This window comes from Cyclobacterium sp. 1_MG-2023 (assembly GCF_030546805.1).
In the GTDB taxonomy this organism is placed as follows: domain Bacteria; phylum Bacteroidota; class Bacteroidia; order Cytophagales; family Cyclobacteriaceae; genus Cyclobacterium.
The window spans coordinates 133044-150732 of record NZ_JAUOPC010000014.1; the positions used below are offsets into that span (position 1 = coordinate 133044).

16 protein-coding genes are annotated in these 17689 nt (G+C 40.3%); 8 read left to right on the forward strand and 8 right to left on the reverse strand.

Going from position 1 to position 17689, the window contains the following annotated elements:
• Nucleotides 1-95: 95 nt before the first annotated feature.
• Genes Q4534_RS19935 through Q4534_RS19945 form a run of 3 tightly spaced genes read right to left on the reverse strand, consistent with a single transcriptional unit; the run spans nt 96 to nt 3486 of the window.
• Nucleotides 96-1763, reverse strand: coding sequence for a hypothetical protein (locus Q4534_RS19935; RefSeq protein WP_303614913.1), 1668 nt, complete (start codon nt 1761-1763; stop codon nt 96-98).
• Nucleotides 1764-1823: 60 nt separating this feature from the next.
• On the reverse strand, nt 1824-2765 hold the full coding sequence (locus Q4534_RS19940) for a lytic transglycosylase domain-containing protein (protein ID WP_303614914.1): 942 nt from the start codon (nt 2763-2765) through the stop codon (nt 1824-1826).
• 4 nt (nt 2766-2769) lie between these two features.
• Entirely contained in the window at nt 2770-3486 is a 717-nt protein-coding gene (locus Q4534_RS19945) for a TIGR00730 family Rossman fold protein (RefSeq protein ID WP_303614915.1), read from the reverse strand.
• A gap of 177 nt (nt 3487-3663) precedes the next feature.
• Between Q4534_RS19945 and Q4534_RS19950 the strand changes: the two genes are divergently transcribed.
• From Q4534_RS19950 to Q4534_RS19970, 5 genes are all read left to right on the forward strand, one after another.
• Nucleotides 3664-5025 (forward strand): GntP family permease, encoded by a 1362-nt coding sequence (locus Q4534_RS19950; RefSeq protein WP_303614916.1) that lies wholly within the window; start codon nt 3664-3666, stop codon nt 5023-5025.
• A gap of 16 nt (nt 5026-5041) precedes the next feature.
• Complete coding sequence (denD, locus tag Q4534_RS19955; RefSeq protein ID WP_303614917.1) at nt 5042-6007, forward strand: D-erythronate dehydrogenase; 966 nt, start codon at nt 5042-5044, stop codon at nt 6005-6007.
• A gap of 8 nt (nt 6008-6015) precedes the next feature.
• Entirely contained in the window at nt 6016-6768 is a 753-nt protein-coding gene (locus tag Q4534_RS19960) for an SDR family oxidoreductase (RefSeq protein WP_303614918.1), read from the forward strand.
• A gap of 367 nt (nt 6769-7135) precedes the next feature.
• Nucleotides 7136-8131, forward strand: a complete 996-nt coding sequence (locus Q4534_RS19965) for an ion channel (protein ID WP_303614919.1) — start codon at nt 7136-7138, stop codon at nt 8129-8131.
• Between the two features lie 125 nt (nt 8132-8256).
• Complete coding sequence (locus Q4534_RS19970) at nt 8257-9252, forward strand: YhdH/YhfP family quinone oxidoreductase (RefSeq protein ID WP_303614920.1); 996 nt, start codon at nt 8257-8259, stop codon at nt 9250-9252.
• Nucleotides 9253-9339: 87 nt separating this feature from the next.
• Here the strand turns inward: Q4534_RS19970 and Q4534_RS19975 are convergent, their stop codons facing one another.
• The 3 genes from Q4534_RS19975 to Q4534_RS19985 are packed head-to-tail and all read right to left on the reverse strand — an operon-like array spanning nt 9340 to nt 12817.
• Nucleotides 9340-10236, reverse strand: coding sequence for a DUF6999 family protein (locus tag Q4534_RS19975; protein ID WP_303614921.1), 897 nt, complete (start codon nt 10234-10236; stop codon nt 9340-9342).
• 8 nt (nt 10237-10244) lie between these two features.
• Nucleotides 10245-12092 (reverse strand): 3-oxoacyl-[acyl-carrier-protein] synthase III C-terminal domain-containing protein, encoded by a 1848-nt coding sequence (locus Q4534_RS19980; protein ID WP_303614922.1) that lies wholly within the window; start codon nt 12090-12092, stop codon nt 10245-10247.
• 5 nt (nt 12093-12097) lie between these two features.
• The gene (locus tag Q4534_RS19985) at nt 12098-12817 is read right to left on the reverse strand and encodes a sterol desaturase family protein (RefSeq protein WP_303614923.1); all 720 of its coding nucleotides are present in this window, start codon (nt 12815-12817) and stop codon (nt 12098-12100) included.
• A gap of 181 nt (nt 12818-12998) precedes the next feature.
• Here Q4534_RS19985 and Q4534_RS19990 point away from each other — a divergent pair, with 181 nt between their 5' ends.
• Genes Q4534_RS19990 through Q4534_RS20000 form a run of 3 tightly spaced genes read left to right on the forward strand, consistent with a single transcriptional unit; the run spans nt 12999 to nt 14578 of the window.
• On the forward strand, nt 12999-13745 hold the full coding sequence (locus Q4534_RS19990) for a YHYH protein (RefSeq protein ID WP_303614924.1): 747 nt from the start codon (nt 12999-13001) through the stop codon (nt 13743-13745).
• A 3-nt stretch (nt 13746-13748) separates the two neighbouring features.
• Nucleotides 13749-14384 (forward strand): toxin-antitoxin system YwqK family antitoxin, encoded by a 636-nt coding sequence (locus Q4534_RS19995; RefSeq protein WP_303614925.1) that lies wholly within the window; start codon nt 13749-13751, stop codon nt 14382-14384.
• Between the two features lie 26 nt (nt 14385-14410).
• Nucleotides 14411-14578 (forward strand): hypothetical protein, encoded by a 168-nt coding sequence (locus tag Q4534_RS20000; protein ID WP_303614926.1) that lies wholly within the window; start codon nt 14411-14413, stop codon nt 14576-14578.
• A gap of 181 nt (nt 14579-14759) precedes the next feature.
• Here the strand turns inward: Q4534_RS20000 and Q4534_RS20005 are convergent, their stop codons facing one another.
• Together Q4534_RS20005 and Q4534_RS20010 are read right to left on the reverse strand one after the other, a co-directional pair.
• Nucleotides 14760-15371, reverse strand: a complete 612-nt coding sequence (locus tag Q4534_RS20005) for an HmuY family protein (protein WP_303614927.1) — start codon at nt 15369-15371, stop codon at nt 14760-14762.
• A 20-nt stretch (nt 15372-15391) separates the two neighbouring features.
• Nucleotides 15392-17689, reverse strand: a complete 2298-nt coding sequence (locus tag Q4534_RS20010) for a TonB-dependent siderophore receptor (protein WP_303614928.1) — start codon at nt 17687-17689, stop codon at nt 15392-15394.

The following is a 17689-nucleotide window of genomic DNA, read 5'->3' on the forward strand; positions in this document are numbered from 1 at the left end:
ACTCTTAATTTTAAACATGAATTAGGATCGGCAAAAAAGAGCATAACTAAGATAAACCTAAAATTAGGCAAATGGTTCATTTTTTTGAAAAGGAACTAATTGGCAGCCTTGTCTCTAAGCTCCTGTTCACTGTCACCTGTGATGGTAGATTTCAGCCCACTCAATATTAGGTTCCACCAATAATGAAAAATAAACTTGTGCTTTTCTCTACGAAAATAGACTTCTCCTTTTTGTAAGTCACCGGATTTTTGTGGATTATCGGTTCTGACCACAATTTTGTTGGCCAGAAAAGCCCCAATATCCCTAAAAATATTTCTATTCCGTTTATAATTTTTGTCCAAAATTTCTATTTCAAGATTGTGATATTTGGCAATAACATCCCCTGTCCCGTCAAATTCATCCGCCACAATATTAAAATATAAATTGTCTAACCTTCCCCCTTTTAGAGCCACCCTGGTGGCCGGCATTATCATGTTGTTTAGACTTGTCAGGTTCATTTCCCCAATATTCCCTTTGATAAAGAATTTCCCTTCTTCATTATTGATCAGGTAATCTGCCTGCATATCGATTTGCCCTTCCCCCATTAACCTACCCTTGGCTAAAATTTTTAAGGTGTCATTCTGAGCAAGCTTATCTTCAAAATTGGTAAATCCCAAAATCTCTCCATTGACTTGGTCAAAGAATATTTTTCCCGAAGAAGGTGCTTTTGTATCAGGTCTTTCCTGATACGTAATCTTCATGTTTTCAAAATTTATCTCTTTCAACCAAATACTTTTTGGCAATTCATGAATAATCTCATGAATCATTTTTGGCCTTTTGGAGGTGTCTTCAACCTTTCGTTTATCCCTAAAAACTTCTAGGTTTAAATGATCCAATTGCAGCTCATCGGCCACTATTACTCCTTGCCTAAAATAGGATTGAAAATCCATTCCCAAGATCTCCAACCTCGCATCATTAAATTCCATCCAATTGGTTTCTTTCACAAAGCGGTTGATATAAGAATACTTTCTAAGCTTGTTGTTAAAACCTATCTGTTCAATACTCAATTTTTGTTCGCTGGTATTAAAGGATAGTTCCTTGGCCTCTACCACATTGATATAATCATTGACATGCAACTGAACATCCTCAAGATACCCTTCAATATTGTCTACTGAAAATAAGGCTTGCTGACTCTCGAGATCCTGATCAGTGAGGCTAAAACCATCTGCAAAAATAAAAAGGTCATTGATCAACAATCGGGTGGAATCTGTTTTACTGTCTTTGTTTTGAAAGTAAGCTTGATTGACCCTAAAATGATTGAGGCTAATCTTCTTGTAATTCTCCCCTTGTTTACCCTTCCCCTGTTCCATTTTATCGGTAATTTCTTCCAAATCAGGCGTCAAGGTTTCCAAAATAACTTCCGCTATATAGGCTGAGTCCAGGTGAATGCTATTATAGAATAAAAAATCTACCCATTGAAAACCGGTGAGACTGGCCTCTTTGAAAGAAAGATTGAATTTTATTTTATTTTCCTCCTTTAATTTCTCTCCGGGATAAATATGGACCGAGTCCATTTTCAAATAGGTCCCTTGATAATTATAATCCAAGCTGATTTTACCAAAATTAACTTCATGTCCGGCAAAATCATTGGTGCGGACAATCATATTGCTTACAATTGTTTCCGCGTTTTTATTGAGGTAATTATTGACCAGTATAGGCAGTAAATAGAAAAAACCAAGCAAAACTAGCCCAATAGCAAAGGTAATAATGACAGGTTTTTTCATACAGTAGGTTTTTATTCCATTCAAGTTAAGAATAAAAACCAATTCCTTAAGAAAAGGTTTTTACATAGGTAATTTTATGACATATTTACTCCCTTTTCTTACGTTGAGTTTTGTATTGATCAACCAAGGGTTGTAGATTTTAACTTCCTTATAGTTGCTCTTGTGCTCAACAGCCCATGAAGCAAGGTTATCGATACTTTCGTTAACCTCTATTTCCCTCAAAGGTGGCAAGGAATACAGGTCTTCCTTTTGAAGTTCAAAACCATATTTGGCTTGATTTTCGAAGATTTCCTTCATGGCTAAAATTCTGAAAATATACCTGCTGGTTTCTTCATTCAGGTAAAGGTTATAATAATCAGGACTTAACTGTTGGTTTTTCCTACGCGCGATTCCTGCCATACCTAGATTATAGCTGGCCGCTACACTTGTCCAATTGCCGAACTTCCCATAGGCTGCTCTGATGTATTTACAAGCGGCAATGGTTGCCTTTTCGAAGTGGTACCTTTCATCTACATAGCGATTAACCTCCAAGCCGAAATCTCCTGCGGTTCCCCTCATAAACTGCCAAAATCCTTTAGCACCGGCAGGAGAAGTAACATTTAGCAGTCCGGACTCAATGATGGCCACATATTTAAAGTCGTCAGGAATCCCATTTTCCTCTAAAGTCTTTTCTATAAATGGAAAATATTTCCCTGATCGCTTTAGCATCAATAAGGCATTGGATTCCCAATAAGCATTGACATAAACTTCACGCTCAAACCTTTCAAAAACATCAGGTTGCTCAACAGGTACTTTCTCTCCGGCAAATTCCGGCTTTTCAGGAAGATCAAATATTTTCACCCGTGGCTTACTCCTCGCTTCTCCCGCGCGCAAAGTTGCAGCTTCCCCTTCAATTGCAGGCAATTGTGTTTTTTCCTCCTTGCTTTGGTATAACAAAAAACCAATAATCACAAATTGCAAAGCAACCAGGAAGTATAAATTGTAAATATGCTTCTTTTTCAATGGATTAATAATTTGGAGAAAGTAAGTACTTGTTATAAAATTCGTCAATTGCACTGACAGCTTCATCGGCAGTATCGACCAAGACAAAAAGGTCTAGGTCTTCCTTGCTAATGTTCTCAAAGGAATCAAGCATGGTGGTTTTTATCCACTCAATCAACCCTTCCCAATAAACTCTTCCTACCAACACTATAGGAAAACGACCTATTTTCTTGGTCTGAATAAGCGTCAGGGCTTCAAACAATTCATCCATAGTTCCAAAGCCACCGGGTAATACCACGAAGCCTTGGGAATATTTGGTAAACATTACCTTGCGAACAAAAAAGTAATCAAAAGTAATGAGCTTGTCCGGGTCTATATAAACGTTATTGAACTGCTCGAAAGGCAAAACTATGTTTAATCCTACAGACTTTCCATTTTCAGAATGCGCTCCTTTATTTCCTGCTTCCATAATTCCAGGCCCACCCCCGGTAATTACCCCATAGCCATGCCTGACAAGCTTGGCTGCAATGGCTTCTGCAGACTTATAATTTGGGTGGTCTGATTTTGTCCTTGCAGAACCAAAGATAGTAACACAAGGTCCTATCTTGGCTAGCTTTTCAAACCCCTCCACAAATTCACTGATGACTTTAAAAATTACCCAAGAATCTGCACTCTTTATCTCGGCCCAGTCTTTCTCCTTAAAAGCCCTTCTTATTTTATCCTCCTCTTTACCTTCTTCCATTCTTATCCGATCAAAAACTAAACATCTAAAATTAAAGCAATATTTTTTTTCTAATGTAAACCATCAGCATCGAGTAAACAAACGACTTTTATAAAAAATATGAAAATCTTTGTTGCAAAAACTCGAATTAAAAATGCCTAGGCATTAAAATCCAGAATATTTTGCCTTATTTAAAGTATGGAATCAATTTATAATGCTGAATATTGGCCATTTGCCATTCTATTGACAAGTATTGCTTTGGTAGTAGTATTGGTGTCTCGCTGGAGATTTCATCCTTTCGTCGCCCTAGTAGTGGCAGCAGTATATGTGGGCCTAGTGACGCCAAACCTTATGGAAAGTAAGGGAATTGTCGCTGCCCTGGATGAACCCATGATCGCCTTTGGTATAATGGCAGGAAAAATTGCTTGGGTTATTGCCTTGGCAGCCATCATAGGCACTGCCATGCTTGAAAGCGGGGCAGCAGAAAAAATAGTCACCCAACTGTTAAAAAAACTTGGGGAAAAACAAGCTGCATTGGCCTTGCTTATCGCCGCCTTTTTGCTTTCAATTCCAGTGTTCTTGGATACTGTTTTTTTCCTACTTATCCCCTTGGGCATTAGTCTGGCCCTTAAAACCGGCAAAAATTATATCCTGTATGTAATGGCCATCGGAGGAGGTGCTGCCATTACTCACAGCATTGTCCCTCCCACTCCCGGCCCTTTAATCATGGCCGAAAGTTTGGGAATACCCTTGGGGACGGTGATTCTCTCCGGAATTATTTTAGGAATCGCCCCAGCAATTCTGGTTATATTATTGGGCAAGAGGATCAATAAAAGAATGGTGGTACCTATCCGGATTAAATTGCCTGAAAAAACCGGAGATGCTTCAGAAATCTCTATGTTTTGGGCACTTGCACCTATTGTTTTACCCATCCTGATGATAGGTTCAGGAACAATGGTTCAAGTACTTACTGGCAATGTCCCTGAGTGGTTGGTCTTTCTGGGAAATAAAAATTTGGCCATGGCTGCCGGAGCAGGGGCAGCCCTCTACCTTTGGGCTAAATCTGAAAAAATGGCCTCCGGAGAATTGTGGGCAAAATTAGGTAAACCCTTGGAAATTGGAGGGGTAATCATTCTTATTACCAGTGCCGGCGGTGCCTATGGTGCCATGATCAATAATAGTGGCATAGGAGAGGCAATTGGAATGGCTACAGAAAATTTCCCTTTGCACTTTATTCCTCTTGCCTGGCTTATTTCGGCAGTGCTGAAAACAGCCCAAGGCTCCGGGACTGTAGCCATGATATCCAGTGTAGCCATTATGTCTGCCTTGATTGGAGATGGCCAAGCTTTAGGGTTTCATCCCGTTTATTTATTAATGGCCATGGGATTTGGTTCATTATTTATTTCTTGGATGAATGACAGTGCCTTTTGGGTGGTGGCAAGAATGAGTGGGATGACCGAAAAAGAAGCCCTCAAAACATGGACCTTCCTGCTCGCATCCATTTCTTTGCTTGGCATGGCACAGGTATGGTTACTTTCTTATATATTCCCTTTTGTCTAAATATAAACCCAAATACATGAATGTACTAATTATAGGAGGCGGCGGATTTATTGGCAGCAGACTAGCATTGGAATGGCTGCAAAAGCAGCCCCAATCCAAGGGGAAAATCACCCTGATAGACCGATTTTTTCCGGAAAAAATCACCCAAAACCCAGGATTCAAATGCATTGAGGGGGATTTTAGCGACCCCTCTGTTATAACCCCACTTTTGATAAAAAAACCTGACCTAATCTTCCATCTGGCAGCAGTGGTCAGTGGTGAAGCTGAAAAAAACTTTGACTTGGGCATGCGAGTAAACTTACATGGCAGCTTACATTTACTGGAAAAATGCAGGGAATTGGCCTATTGCCCAAAGATCGTATTTGCCAGCTCATGTGGAATATTTGGGGGAGATGTAAACCAAGTGCTCACCGAAGAAACAGCCCCCAAACCAAAGAGTTCCTATGGCACACAAAAAGCAATAGTTGATCTTTTAATGAATGATTTTAGCAGGCGCGGTTTTGTGGATGCCAGGTGCCTTAGATTGCCTACCATCACCGTAAGGCCCGGCAAACCAAATGCTGCAACTTCTTCTTTTCTAAGCAGTATCATACGAGAACCATTGAACGGCAAGCCTACCAGCTACCCCGTTGCACCTTCCTCCCCTTTTTGGATTCTTTCACCCAAGCAAGTGGTCCATAACTTTATTCATGCAGCCCAACTACCGGCAAAAAGCATTGGAGAGGATCGCACCATAAATCTCCCCGGCATAACTGTCACGGTGCAGGAAATGATCGATAGTCTGGAGCAAGTCACACATAAAGGTATTACGGAGCTAATATCTTATCAACCTGATGCCTTCTTGCAAAGCATTGTCCTTACCTGGCCACCAAATTTCGACACCAAAAAAGCGGATGCCTTGGGCTTCACTGCAGATAAAAACACTATAGAAATCATTACCAATTATATTCAAGAAGAAAATATTCAGGTACCTGAAAAATAAACTCAACGATGGAAAGCACAATAAAAACGGCATTAATTACCGGAGCGGGTTCAGGCATTGGAAGGGCCGTAGCGCAAGCTTTGGCTAAGGACAATTGGACCCTTATATTAACCGGCAGGAGAGAAGCAAGCCTTAAAGAAACAGCCGGTCTTTGTATCAAAAACGACCACTTGATCTTCCCTGCAGACATTACCTCTCCGGAAAGTGTCAAAGCTTTGTTTGAAAAAACACAAGAAAAGTATGGGCGATTAGACTTATTGTTCAACAATGCCGGAGTAAATGCTCCTGCCATCCCATTGGAAGAACTGAGTTTTGATGATTGGAAAAAGGTAGTGGACACCAACCTGACCGGAGCTTTTCTTTGTACACAGCAAGCCTTTAAACTGATGAAGAAACAAGAGCCAAAAGGTGGACGCATCATTAATAATGGTTCTATTTCTGCTCATACACCAAGGCCTATGTCTGTGGCTTACACGGCTAGCAAACATGCCGTAACCGGCCTAACGCAATCCACTATCCTCGACGGAAGAGATCAAAACATTACTTGTGGACAGATCGACATTGGCAATGCAAAAAGTGACATGACCAAGAAAATGGAAGAAGGTACGCTACAAGCAGATGGTTCCAAAAAGATCGAACCGACCATGGATGTCAATGAAATTGGAAAAGCAATCGTCTATATGGCCGGCCTTCCCCCGGCTGCCAACATTCCCTTTATGACCATCATGGCCAATGGTATGCCATATATTGGTAGAGGCTGATCAAATGCCTATTGACTCATAGAACAATTATAGTTCCCCATTTTCAAAGCTTAATTATTTTATTAATTCCACCTTATGCGACCCTTAACTATTGATGTCCATTGAATAAGGCCTCACAATAGGCTTAATAATTGTTTGTAATGTTTTTTAGGCCGGCCTGTCACTATTTCTGGAAGAATTTTTGCTGGAAGAGATTTTCTAAATAAAACTCCGGAAGTCCCAGTCTAAACAATCTATTACCAATAAAAGTTAATCCTAAACCTCTAAACCCAAGAAAGTTGAAGATTAACGATGCTAAAGGATTGGCGATGGTGGCAATCCGGCATGGGCCGGCAACAAAACATTGTGAATTAAACGGAAACTATCAATGAACATTATCATACTATTAATTGGAATACTAATCGTTATTGTAACAAATATGGATGCATTGTCCACCATTCTCCGAATAAATGGTGGAAGTAAAATTTCGAATTTTGTTGCAAGAAATGTTTGGCGAACGAGTGTTTTTATTTCAGGAAAATTTTCTCGGGTATCCATTTTGAGCAATGTAGGCCCATTAATTGTCGTGACTTTATTTTCTCTTTGGGCGGTGCTGCTTATGATTGGATATGGGCTCATTTACAATTCATATGTCCACTCAATTGTAGAAACATCTACGGAACTGCCTGCAAGCATCACCGCAAAATTTTATTATGTTGGCTATACACTAACTTCTCTCGGCAATGGCGACTTGAAAACCGGGAACGATTTCTGGCGTATTATTTCGAATTTTACGGGTTTAAATGGTATGTTTTTACTATCCATAGCCATTTCTTATTTTATTCCACTCATGAATGCGGTGGTGAAGCAGCGCATGTTGGCCACTTATATTGCAAATCTCGGAGATACCCCTACCGAAATAATCTCAAACGGATGGAATGGAACTGATTTTAATATATTGCATGAGCAATTCAAAGATTTGTACCCCATGATTCTTATGCAATGCGAACAACAATTGGCATATCCTGTATTGTTGTATTTCCATTCAGAAAATCCAAAATATTCTCCCCAACTCAACCTTGCCAAGTTGGATGAAGCCTTGAGTATTCAGGAAGTTTACAATATTGATCAGTCAGACAAGGCTTATATTTGGAATAACCTACGAAAGGCCATGAACAAATATTTAAAAGTGACAAAAAATTCTTATTCATTCAAAACTGAAACAGTCCCTGACTTTCCTTACCAAAGTAAATTGGAATCATTAACCAATCAAGTTTCTAAAGAAACAGCAAAACTCCGCTTAGCTACCCTTAAAGATAGAAGAGCCTTTATTGCCAGCCTAGTTAAAAATGATGGATGGAAATGGGAAAAAAGCATGAGTTAATTGGTCCAAAATAACACCTATTTTTTAGTTCTTATGGAGCCCCATGGCGAAATGTCAGGCAGAGTACATAAGGCATAAAATTTGTGGGGAACGCCTGAAATAGCATCAAATAAAAACAGCTACGTATGAATGATCAAGAATTTAAAGCCTTTGTTGTTGAAGAGAATGATGGAGAATTTAACGGATCCATTAAAACAAGAAATATTGAGTCCTTACCCGAAGGGGATTTACTAATCAAAGTTTCCTATTCCTCCCTTAATTATAAGGATGCCCTTTCGGCTTCAGGGAATAAGGGCGTTACAAGAAATTTCCCGCATACCCCGGGCATTGATGCGGTAGGGGTGGTTGCTAAATCCGAAAATGTTGCTTTTAATGAAGGTGATAAAGTGATCGTTACCAGCTATGACTTGGGGATGAACACTTCCGGAGGATTCAGTGAATACATTCGCGTTCCTGCAGCCTGGGCGGTAAAATTACCTCAACACCTGAGCATGAAAGAAGCCATGATTTATGGGACAGCAGGCCTTACCGCAGAGATGTCAGTATTGCGGCTTACAGAATTGGTAAAGCCTGAAGATGGCAAAATCCTTGTTTCAGGAGCTTCCGGAGGAGTAGGCGCCTTGAGTGTAGCCATACTTTCTAAACTGGGATATACTGTGGTCGCCATCACAGGCAAGGAGCATGAAAGAGACTATTTGATGAAGCTGGGAGCCCAAGAAATTATTCTCCGAACCGACTTCGAAAATTTAGACAAACGACCATTGTTGAAACCTGCTTACGCAGGAGGAATAGATACCGTTGGGGGTGTGATCCTCGAGAACATTATTAAATCTACAGTTCCTATGGGGGCAATCACTTGCTGCGGCAATGTGGCCTCACCAAAGCTCAACCTAACCGTTTTTCCTTTTATTTTAAGAGGGATCTCACTTATAGGGATTGATTCGCAGAATTATCCTATGAGCTATAGAGAACAGGTTTGGAATAAACTGGCTGAAGAGTGGAAACCTTCTCAGCTTTCTGAAGCCTACGATGAAATAACTTTGGCTTCACTTCCGGAAAAAATAGCCTTGATCCTACAGGGTAAATTAAAAGGTAGAACAATAATAAAAATAGCTGAGTAAAAAGGATTTTTATTCCAAAAACAACTCAGCAATCAGAAGACTAGTCGCTTGCAAAGGTATTTCCCGTTGCAAGTGGCTAACCTTTCGCTATTTTTTTGGCATTACTACTCCATCAGCACCCTTATTTAGCTTCATTTTCACCAGCACCTCATGTAGTGTTTCTGCGGCAAGGCCGTGAAGTACCAAACGGTAAGCAGCACTATAGGTGGTCACAGGAACCATGGGATGTTTGTTATTGATTAAGCCGAGATGCCCGGGTGTGCCAAGTATTTGAGAGGCATAAATGGCAATGGTTTCGTCCAATTGCAATGAATTGGAAGCCCTGATAAAATCATTGGAAGTAAGGAAGAGTTGATAAAAAGGAGTGAAAAGCTCAATGGCAGATCTCAAGTCCAAAATATTAGTCCACTTGTCCGGAAAGTCAATATGGTCAAATTGATCTTCAGTGATCATGCTGAGATTTAGCTGCTCCGGCGGACCGATAGTAATGTTTTTCTCCTTTAATTGTCGATTCAATCGGATGACAAAATTGTATAAGTTTAGGTCATGCTTTAAAAACAGATCGTCTTTTACATCCTCAAAATCTTTGGGCTTGAGAGGGCTTCCCACAATTTCTACATTGGGGATATTTCCGGCAATAAATTGCAGGATTTCGGTACCTATATGAAAATGCCTGAAAATTAACAAATTGGCATCCGGACTAACAAAATGCTTGAGTCCCCAGGCCAAAACCCTGTGAAGGATCTTTGATGAATTGATAAGTTTGGGAAAGAAAAACTTAAAAATATGAATGAAAAACATGCTGATCTTGGATCCCACCTCGATAAAAGGCAACAAATACCTTACGGATTTTGAAGAATTGTCTCTCATCAATACCAGCTTAGTCCTTTGGTTAATCGGGATGCTGTCATCCAGAAACAAGGCCAACCAGGGGTTGGGATCTCGCTCGTCATGTTGCGATAAATCTAATATATTGTCTTTCATATTGCTCCCTAATAATTCCCCAATTCCTCCAATTGCATGCGGTATAATTTCGCCGTTATCTTGGCTGTTTTCACAATCTTTTTGGCTACTTCCATATTCATTTTGGGATGATTCAAAGCCTCTTCCAGGTTGTGAAAATGATTTTCATCCGCAGTCCCATGGTAGGTAAAAAAAGAGACCTGGCTGTTTTTCAGTTGCAGCTGGTCTTGCATCAATTTTCCCCAATAGCCCGCCAGACGTTTGCCTATTCCTTCAATAATAAACATTGACCCTAACAAATCTATCGGGTTGGCCTTACTCGCCTGTTGAAACATAAAAGAAGTCAAGGCTACTGTTCCAATATTTTTTTCACCAGACCTTATGGTTTCCGGGTTTTCTCCCAAAGCCTCGAAGTTTCTTTCTAGCATCTGGTAATCCTTGTGCTCGGTAGCCGTATGTTTAATAAAGGCAGAACGCAAGTCAAATAAATCAATGTCAATATTGGAGGCAGCCCTGGATATCCACTGGGAGCCATCAATAACCTGTTGCCTAAGGTCTGTCAACAATAGCTTATAATCAGCCATACTCAAACTTCCATCGTGTATTTTGGCCACAATAGGCACTTTCAATAAAGCCGTTTCAAAGTCAATCCATACCCGAGCTAGGTTACGTATCAGCCATTCCGAAGTTTCATTTGCTTCAATGATCAGCTCAGGAGGTACTATTTCTCTGGGAGGATATATTTTTGGTTCTTCGCTTTTCCCAACCACCGTAAATTGCATAAAAGAAGTGATGAATCTCCCGCTTTCCGGCACCATACAAAGGACTTTGTCTCCCCTTTTCAACTTTCCCGAATACATCAATTCTTCTACCATAATAAAAATAGAAGCCGAGCCTGTATTCCCTTTTTCTCTAAGATTGCTAAACCATTTTTCATCGGCAATGGCTCCACCGCCTTTTTGCATTAATTCCTTAATGCTGTCCTTAAAAACCTCCGAAGAGTAATGGCAACAAAGCCAATCCACTTCCGAAACCTTTACTTTACCCTGATCGATTAACTCAAAATAGTGGGCCACACCTGTCTTTATGAGCTTGTCTAATAGCCGTGTATCTTGATGCAAATTGATTGCCCCGGCTTTGGAAGCTTCCTCATAACTTGGGTAATCAAGCCAGGTTTTCTCTGCCTCATCTTTGTTATCAGTTTTTCCGGTATACATGCAAAGTGGGAATTCATTGGCAAATGACTTCATGTCGATCCAATCAATTCTTAAAGAAAGTCCTTTTAGGTTTTCCTTGTTTTGCAAGACAAAAGCCCCTGCCCCATCAGAAAGCATCCAACGTAAAAATTCTGCATCAAAAGGCAAGGATTGTACCCCTTGAGCATCGAACCTTGAAGCCTTAAACATCCTGCTTGGCAGCTCACTGCCCACGCAAACTGCATTCTGTTTTTGCTCACTTCTGATCTGAGCAAATGCATTCTTTAATGCCATTACTCCACTGGCACAAACACTTTGAAAACCGGCCAATTCACAGCGATTAAAGGCTAATCCTGCATGTACCATACTGGCAAAACCCGGTATGGGCAAATCTCCTTGGCTGGTACCCGTACACAATAATTCCACATCCGAGGACTTTAAATTACTTCTTGTTAAGGCATTATTAATTGCATTTACAGCCAATTCAGCATTGGAATGGGTGGTTTCTTGCGCTTTATTTAAGGCATAATGCCTTGTTTTGATTCCATTTTGTCTCAGTATCCTATTCTTTACCCTACTCTCCTTTCCATCAATTCTTCCCAGAAAATCTTCTATTTCTTCATTTGAAACAGGCTGATTGGGCAGGTAGGTACCCATTGCGGTTATGTACACCTCATTCATTTTTCTTATCTCTTTTGTCCGGCAAATATCCTGTCCAGAAAGTTAAGTGCAAAACCATAGTTCTTCCTACCCTTGCCATGATGTTCATTGTGATAGGTGCCAAAGTGCCTCCACCCTTTTCCTATTCCATCGCCAAATCTATAATTGCAATGTCCGGCAAAATTCAGGAGTATACTCACCAAGGGAAAGGTAAACACTGCCAAAATGGAGAGGGGTATGAATGGCATAATTGTCAATGGCACTGTGCTCAGTAGAAAAGCTTCAAACCAGTGAAAGCTATATACAGAATATACCGTTGGGGTAAAAGATTTATGGTGAATATAATGCACATGCTTCATCATAAATCTCCGATGCATTAATCGGTGTACTAGATAAAAGTGCAGCTCATTCCACAAAACTAATACAATGATTCCTCCCATTACTGTATACCAGGTATTGGGCAGTAAACTTATTACCCCATTTCGTATCAAGAAGACAATGGGTAAAATCGAAAGGCCGAAGACGATAATTGACCTAAAAGAATGTTTGATTTCAAAGGCAACCTGCAGGTAGGAAATTTTTTCAGGACTTATTTTAGCCAGCAAATTGCGGGATTCCAAAAGCCGGCAAACCGCCAAAAACAGGGGAGCTAAACCAAAGTACAAGAGCAAAAAATAACCAAAGGAAAGTCCAAATAATGTAAAATAGGAATAATCATACAGTATATGTTTTATAAAAGGTTCCATTGGGTATTATACTTTTTCTCAGTCCGCAGCCATTTATTTTCCCACTGCTAGGGAATTTTTGACTCAATTTTTAACGATCACTTTCCTTCTAAATCTTAATAAAAAGATAAAAAGTTAAATGATCTAGAAAAACATCAAAAATTTCCCGAAGGATTTAAGACCAAATTACGTCAATAGTAACATGAGAAAAGTGTTGTACCTATTTGTATTGATTGGCATCGTTTCCTGCAAAAAAGAAAGGGTGCCGGTGACCCCCGGAAATATTTCCATTGCAGAAGTAGTTCAGGCCAATTATAAAAACAATTATACTCAGGAGGTTAGTGTACAGGTTGGCGAAGAAAATATTACCATTAGTAGCACAGGCTTACCTGATCACAAAACACCTTACTGGGGTAGAGGTCATGAAATGTATGAGGAATTTCCCGGAACCAACCATGCAAACAGGAATGAAACCATGACTTCATTTAATTATAAAATGACCATCCCTATTTATCCCAATGAAAGTAAATTCAAGGAAGAAACATCCTTAGGGCCGGTTGGAATGGCTATAAATGGTGTGCCCATTTACAATGATTATGAAGGGGGTGGCGTTTTGCAGGAAAACGCTTGGAGTACCTTTGATGCCTCCGGAGGGCATCCCGGGCCAAGAGAGGATTATCACTACCATAGCGAAGTAGCTCACCTTACTGTTAATGATGACAATCTAATCGGCTTTTTAAGAGATGGGTTCCCCGTATATGGCCGAAAAGACATGGACGGAACTTATCCTAACGATCTGGACGAGAATGGAGGGCATATCGGTACCACTTCAGATTTTTCTGAAAGCATTTATCATTACCATATCAGCAATGAAGCTTATTCAACTTCCGGTCTGTATGTTATTAAATCCGGCGCCTATCACGGAACCAAAGGCACCTTTACTCAATAAATTATGGGCAATTATTCTTCTGATATTATCAAAACTATATTGGTGATGCTATGCTGCATCGGGGTAATTGCATGTAAGAATACAGGAGAAGAGCTATCCTTTGATGGGGAGCTTAATTATGAGATTGACACTTCCGGAATCCCAAGGGACACCATTGATTTTAATGCCCCAGGCCTTACCTACAAAAACGGATACTATTATTTATCAGGTGAAAAGTATTCAGGAATTGTTCACAAAAAACAAATCGGTTTCAATATTGTCACCTATAGTTCGGTTTATCAAGGAATGTTGCATGGTAGTTATAGCAGCTATTATCCCAGTGGGGAGCTTTTTGAAACCCGCAGGTATAGAAATAACCTTTCCATAGGCAAGCAATTGGGTTACTGGGAAGAAACTGGGAGTTTAAAATTTGAGTACAATTATTACAATGATAAAAAGGAAGGGGAACAAAAAAGTTGGTATGCCGATGGATCCTTGGCCTACACTTATCATTACAAGGATGACAAACAAGAAGGCTTACAACAAGCCTGGCGGCAAAATGGCAGTTTGTATAGAAATTTTGAAGTGCAGAATGGTACTCGATATGGGTTACAAAAAACAACCACTTGCTATGAGTTAGAAGATGAAAAATTAAAATAACTACCTAAAAAGAACATACCTATTCTATGAAAAATTTAAATCGCATCCTTCAAAATAAAAAACTAAAGGTTAACTATTACGAAAACTTTCTTGATCGCTTAAAAAAAATCAACGATGAGTTGGAAGAAGTAAAAAAGTCCTTGCCAAATATCAGAGATATCAACAAGGACTCAAAAACTGAAGCAAACAAATAATATTTATTCCGGATTGTGCAACAGGATTTCCTGAGCTTTCTTAGAGAGGGTTCATTCGTAGGAAAATCAGACTTTTTGGAGATCTTAGCATCGCATCGTTATGGTGAAATCTACAAACAGTAACGACGTCGCTGATTCTTAAACGATTTCAGTAATAGAAAGTCTATTGCATATTTCGGGTTTATTCGAATATGGTTGTCCCATTCGGCTGAAGCACATATTGAAAGGTATAAGTTGCACCTTCAGCTGTGAGCGGATCTAGTTCTTCATCAGAAGGATTTCCTTTATAATAGCTTAAAATTTCCACCTTCGCATAATTACCGGAGCTGGTCTTTAATAAAATCACCTTACCGGGAATAGGCTTTATGGCATGGGTGGTTGGGTTATAGCTGTACCAGCCGTTACCACTACCCGTGGGAATTGCCAGGGCCGTTTCGGTATCCATGGCAAATGTTGCGGTTTCAGGTATTTCATTAATTTCCTGAAAAATTCCATCAACCAATGCTGCACTAACATTTTTGGCCGCATTGGTTCGGATAGTAGTGCCTTTAAAGGCCACATCCCAACTCTCGTCCTCAGTCATCACTCTGTTTTCTGATAAACTGAAGTACTGAAAAGGCTTCTCCTCTAAAACTTGCCCCGTACTTCTGTCGATTACATCATTGGGAGCTGAAAGGTCTTCTACCATTTCTGCCACCAAAGGCAATTGAGGCTCCTCTTTTGATTCAGAATCGCAAGCCATTAATCCGAATATAGCTAAGCTAAAAAACATAAACATTGATAAATTTTTCATTTGATGTATGGTGTTATAGTTTATAAATTTAATAGTGGTAATTTGATCCCTACAAAGAGAAGTCTTCCCGGCATATTGGGCTGAGTAATACTGGTTTTGTCCAGCAGATTATTCACACCTGCTTCTAGGGAAATTCCATTGCTGAAGCTTTTTGTTGAGGTCAGGTTTATGGTATACCAGCCGGGAGCATACTCTGCCTCATCATCCAAAATCAGGTTGCCATTCAAATCTGAAAACCCGAATTGTCCCCTGTATATCAGTCGTAAAGCCCAATTAATACCTGTGCGGTTTTCCAAGTAGTTAACCTTCAGGTTTCCACTGTGCTTGCTCCTGTTAAATAGTCCCCCATAGTCTGCCTTGATTAGGCGAATGGTTTGGTTATTGGCATCTTTCTTATACATATTACCCTGCGCAATCTGATCCATTACATCCAAATCCCGGGTGTCCAAAAAAGCATAACCGGCACTGACGCTAAAGTTATCGTTGTACTTAAAGCCGACATCTAAATCCAAACCTTGGGTGACCACTCTGCTGATATTAAAGTAAGAAAAGGCATTTTGTCCCGAGACCAGCTGGGCAATGGGTGCCGTTTCAATCATGTTCTGCAAATCGTTTCTAAATAAATTCCCTTTGATTAGCAAGGAGGTTACTGGTTTCCACCGAACACCGGTGTTAATTGCCCAAGAATGTTCGGCTTGTAATTCTCCCAAATTCTCCGGTTGAATTAATCGCTGTGCAACCAATCCTTTGGCTTCAAGGTCTTCCAATCCACCTTCTGCCAATTTTGCCCCAAACACATAATATCCGGCAGAAGCATTGTTGAAGTTTAGAAGCAGCTGCCTGAAATCCGGTGCTTTAAAGCCTGAACCAATGGATACTTGCCAGCTAAATTTATCCGAAAACCGATATTGACCGGAGAGTTTTGGGCTCAGCCGATTTCCATAGACGCTGTGAAAGTCTCCCCTTGCACCGGTTACAATGTTTACCTTATCAGTAGGATCCCATTGATGTTGAAAATAAAAGTAAGTTGCGTCAAAATGGTTTTTGTCATTGTATCGGGTGGCTTCCACAGACTCGCCCGAAAAACCCAAACCAAGACTTATCAATTGCTTCTTGTCAAATTGGTAATCGGTCTGCAGCTCTGTTCGCTGATAGAATTGTCGAAAATCCTGAATATCAAATACAGATCCTTCTTCATGGTACTTGGATACTGAATTGGTAGTAAATACAGAACTCATATTCCTAAGGGTAAATAACCATGCGTTATTGGGCTTGTACCTTAGTGTAGGATTGATATTGATTTCATCGCGTTGGTCAGTTACATCTAATATTTCTGTCCCTGAATTTTCTAATACTTCCAAGACACCTGAAGCTTCTTCGGTATATCCACGCAAGAATAAATTAAAGCTCAAGCCTTTACCCAATTTGGCACCTACCTTTACTTGCCCACTGTGTGAGCTGTAGGGATTTTGAGTATACCCCGTCATCTCAGGACTTAGGTCATAACCGTCTGTCTTATAATAATCATAGAGCACATCTATGTTCCAGTTTTTTTTCCTTAAGCCAAAGTCCAGGTAAGGATTCCATGTATTCAAGCTTCGCTGTCTCAAGCCAAGATCTATTTTCTTCCCCTGACCTCCGGATTTGGTAATAATGTTCACCACACCGGCCATGGCTTCGCTGCCGTAGATGGCACTGGCCGGACCCTTTAAAATCTCAATCTTTTCAATATTGGATACAGAAATACGATTCAAATCAAATGTACCCGCCGTCCTGCCAATTAAAGGCTCCCCATCCAGTAAAATAAGGATATAATCTGTGTCGAGCCCCTGCATTTGCAAGCCCGTCCCATGATTGGAAACAATTTGTAAGCCTGTTTGCTCACTCAATACTTCTGAAAGCCGAACAGCTCCGGTCTCTTGAATTGCCTTGTTACCAATCACAGTTAACGGCATGGGTAAATCCTCTATGGTGCGGTCCGTACGAGTGGCTGAAACCACGACCTCATTCAGTTCCCCTTCCTTCTCTTTCAATACAATCACTTCAGCATTCTCCCACTCGTCCCAACTTAAATGCTTGGACTCGTGCCCGAGGGCAAAAACCAATACAGAATCGCCGGAATTTAGCTGTGCCATATGAACTTCCCCCGAAGGACCGGCAACTATGGGTGGGTATTTGTCCACTTGCACCAGCGCCTGGGGCAAGGGCATTCCCTTATTGTCTACAATGATTTTTTCTCCATCCAACCCATGTCCTAATAAAGGGTAGAGAAGAAATAAAACCATCATATTAAGTTTAATTAGATTAATTCTAATCAT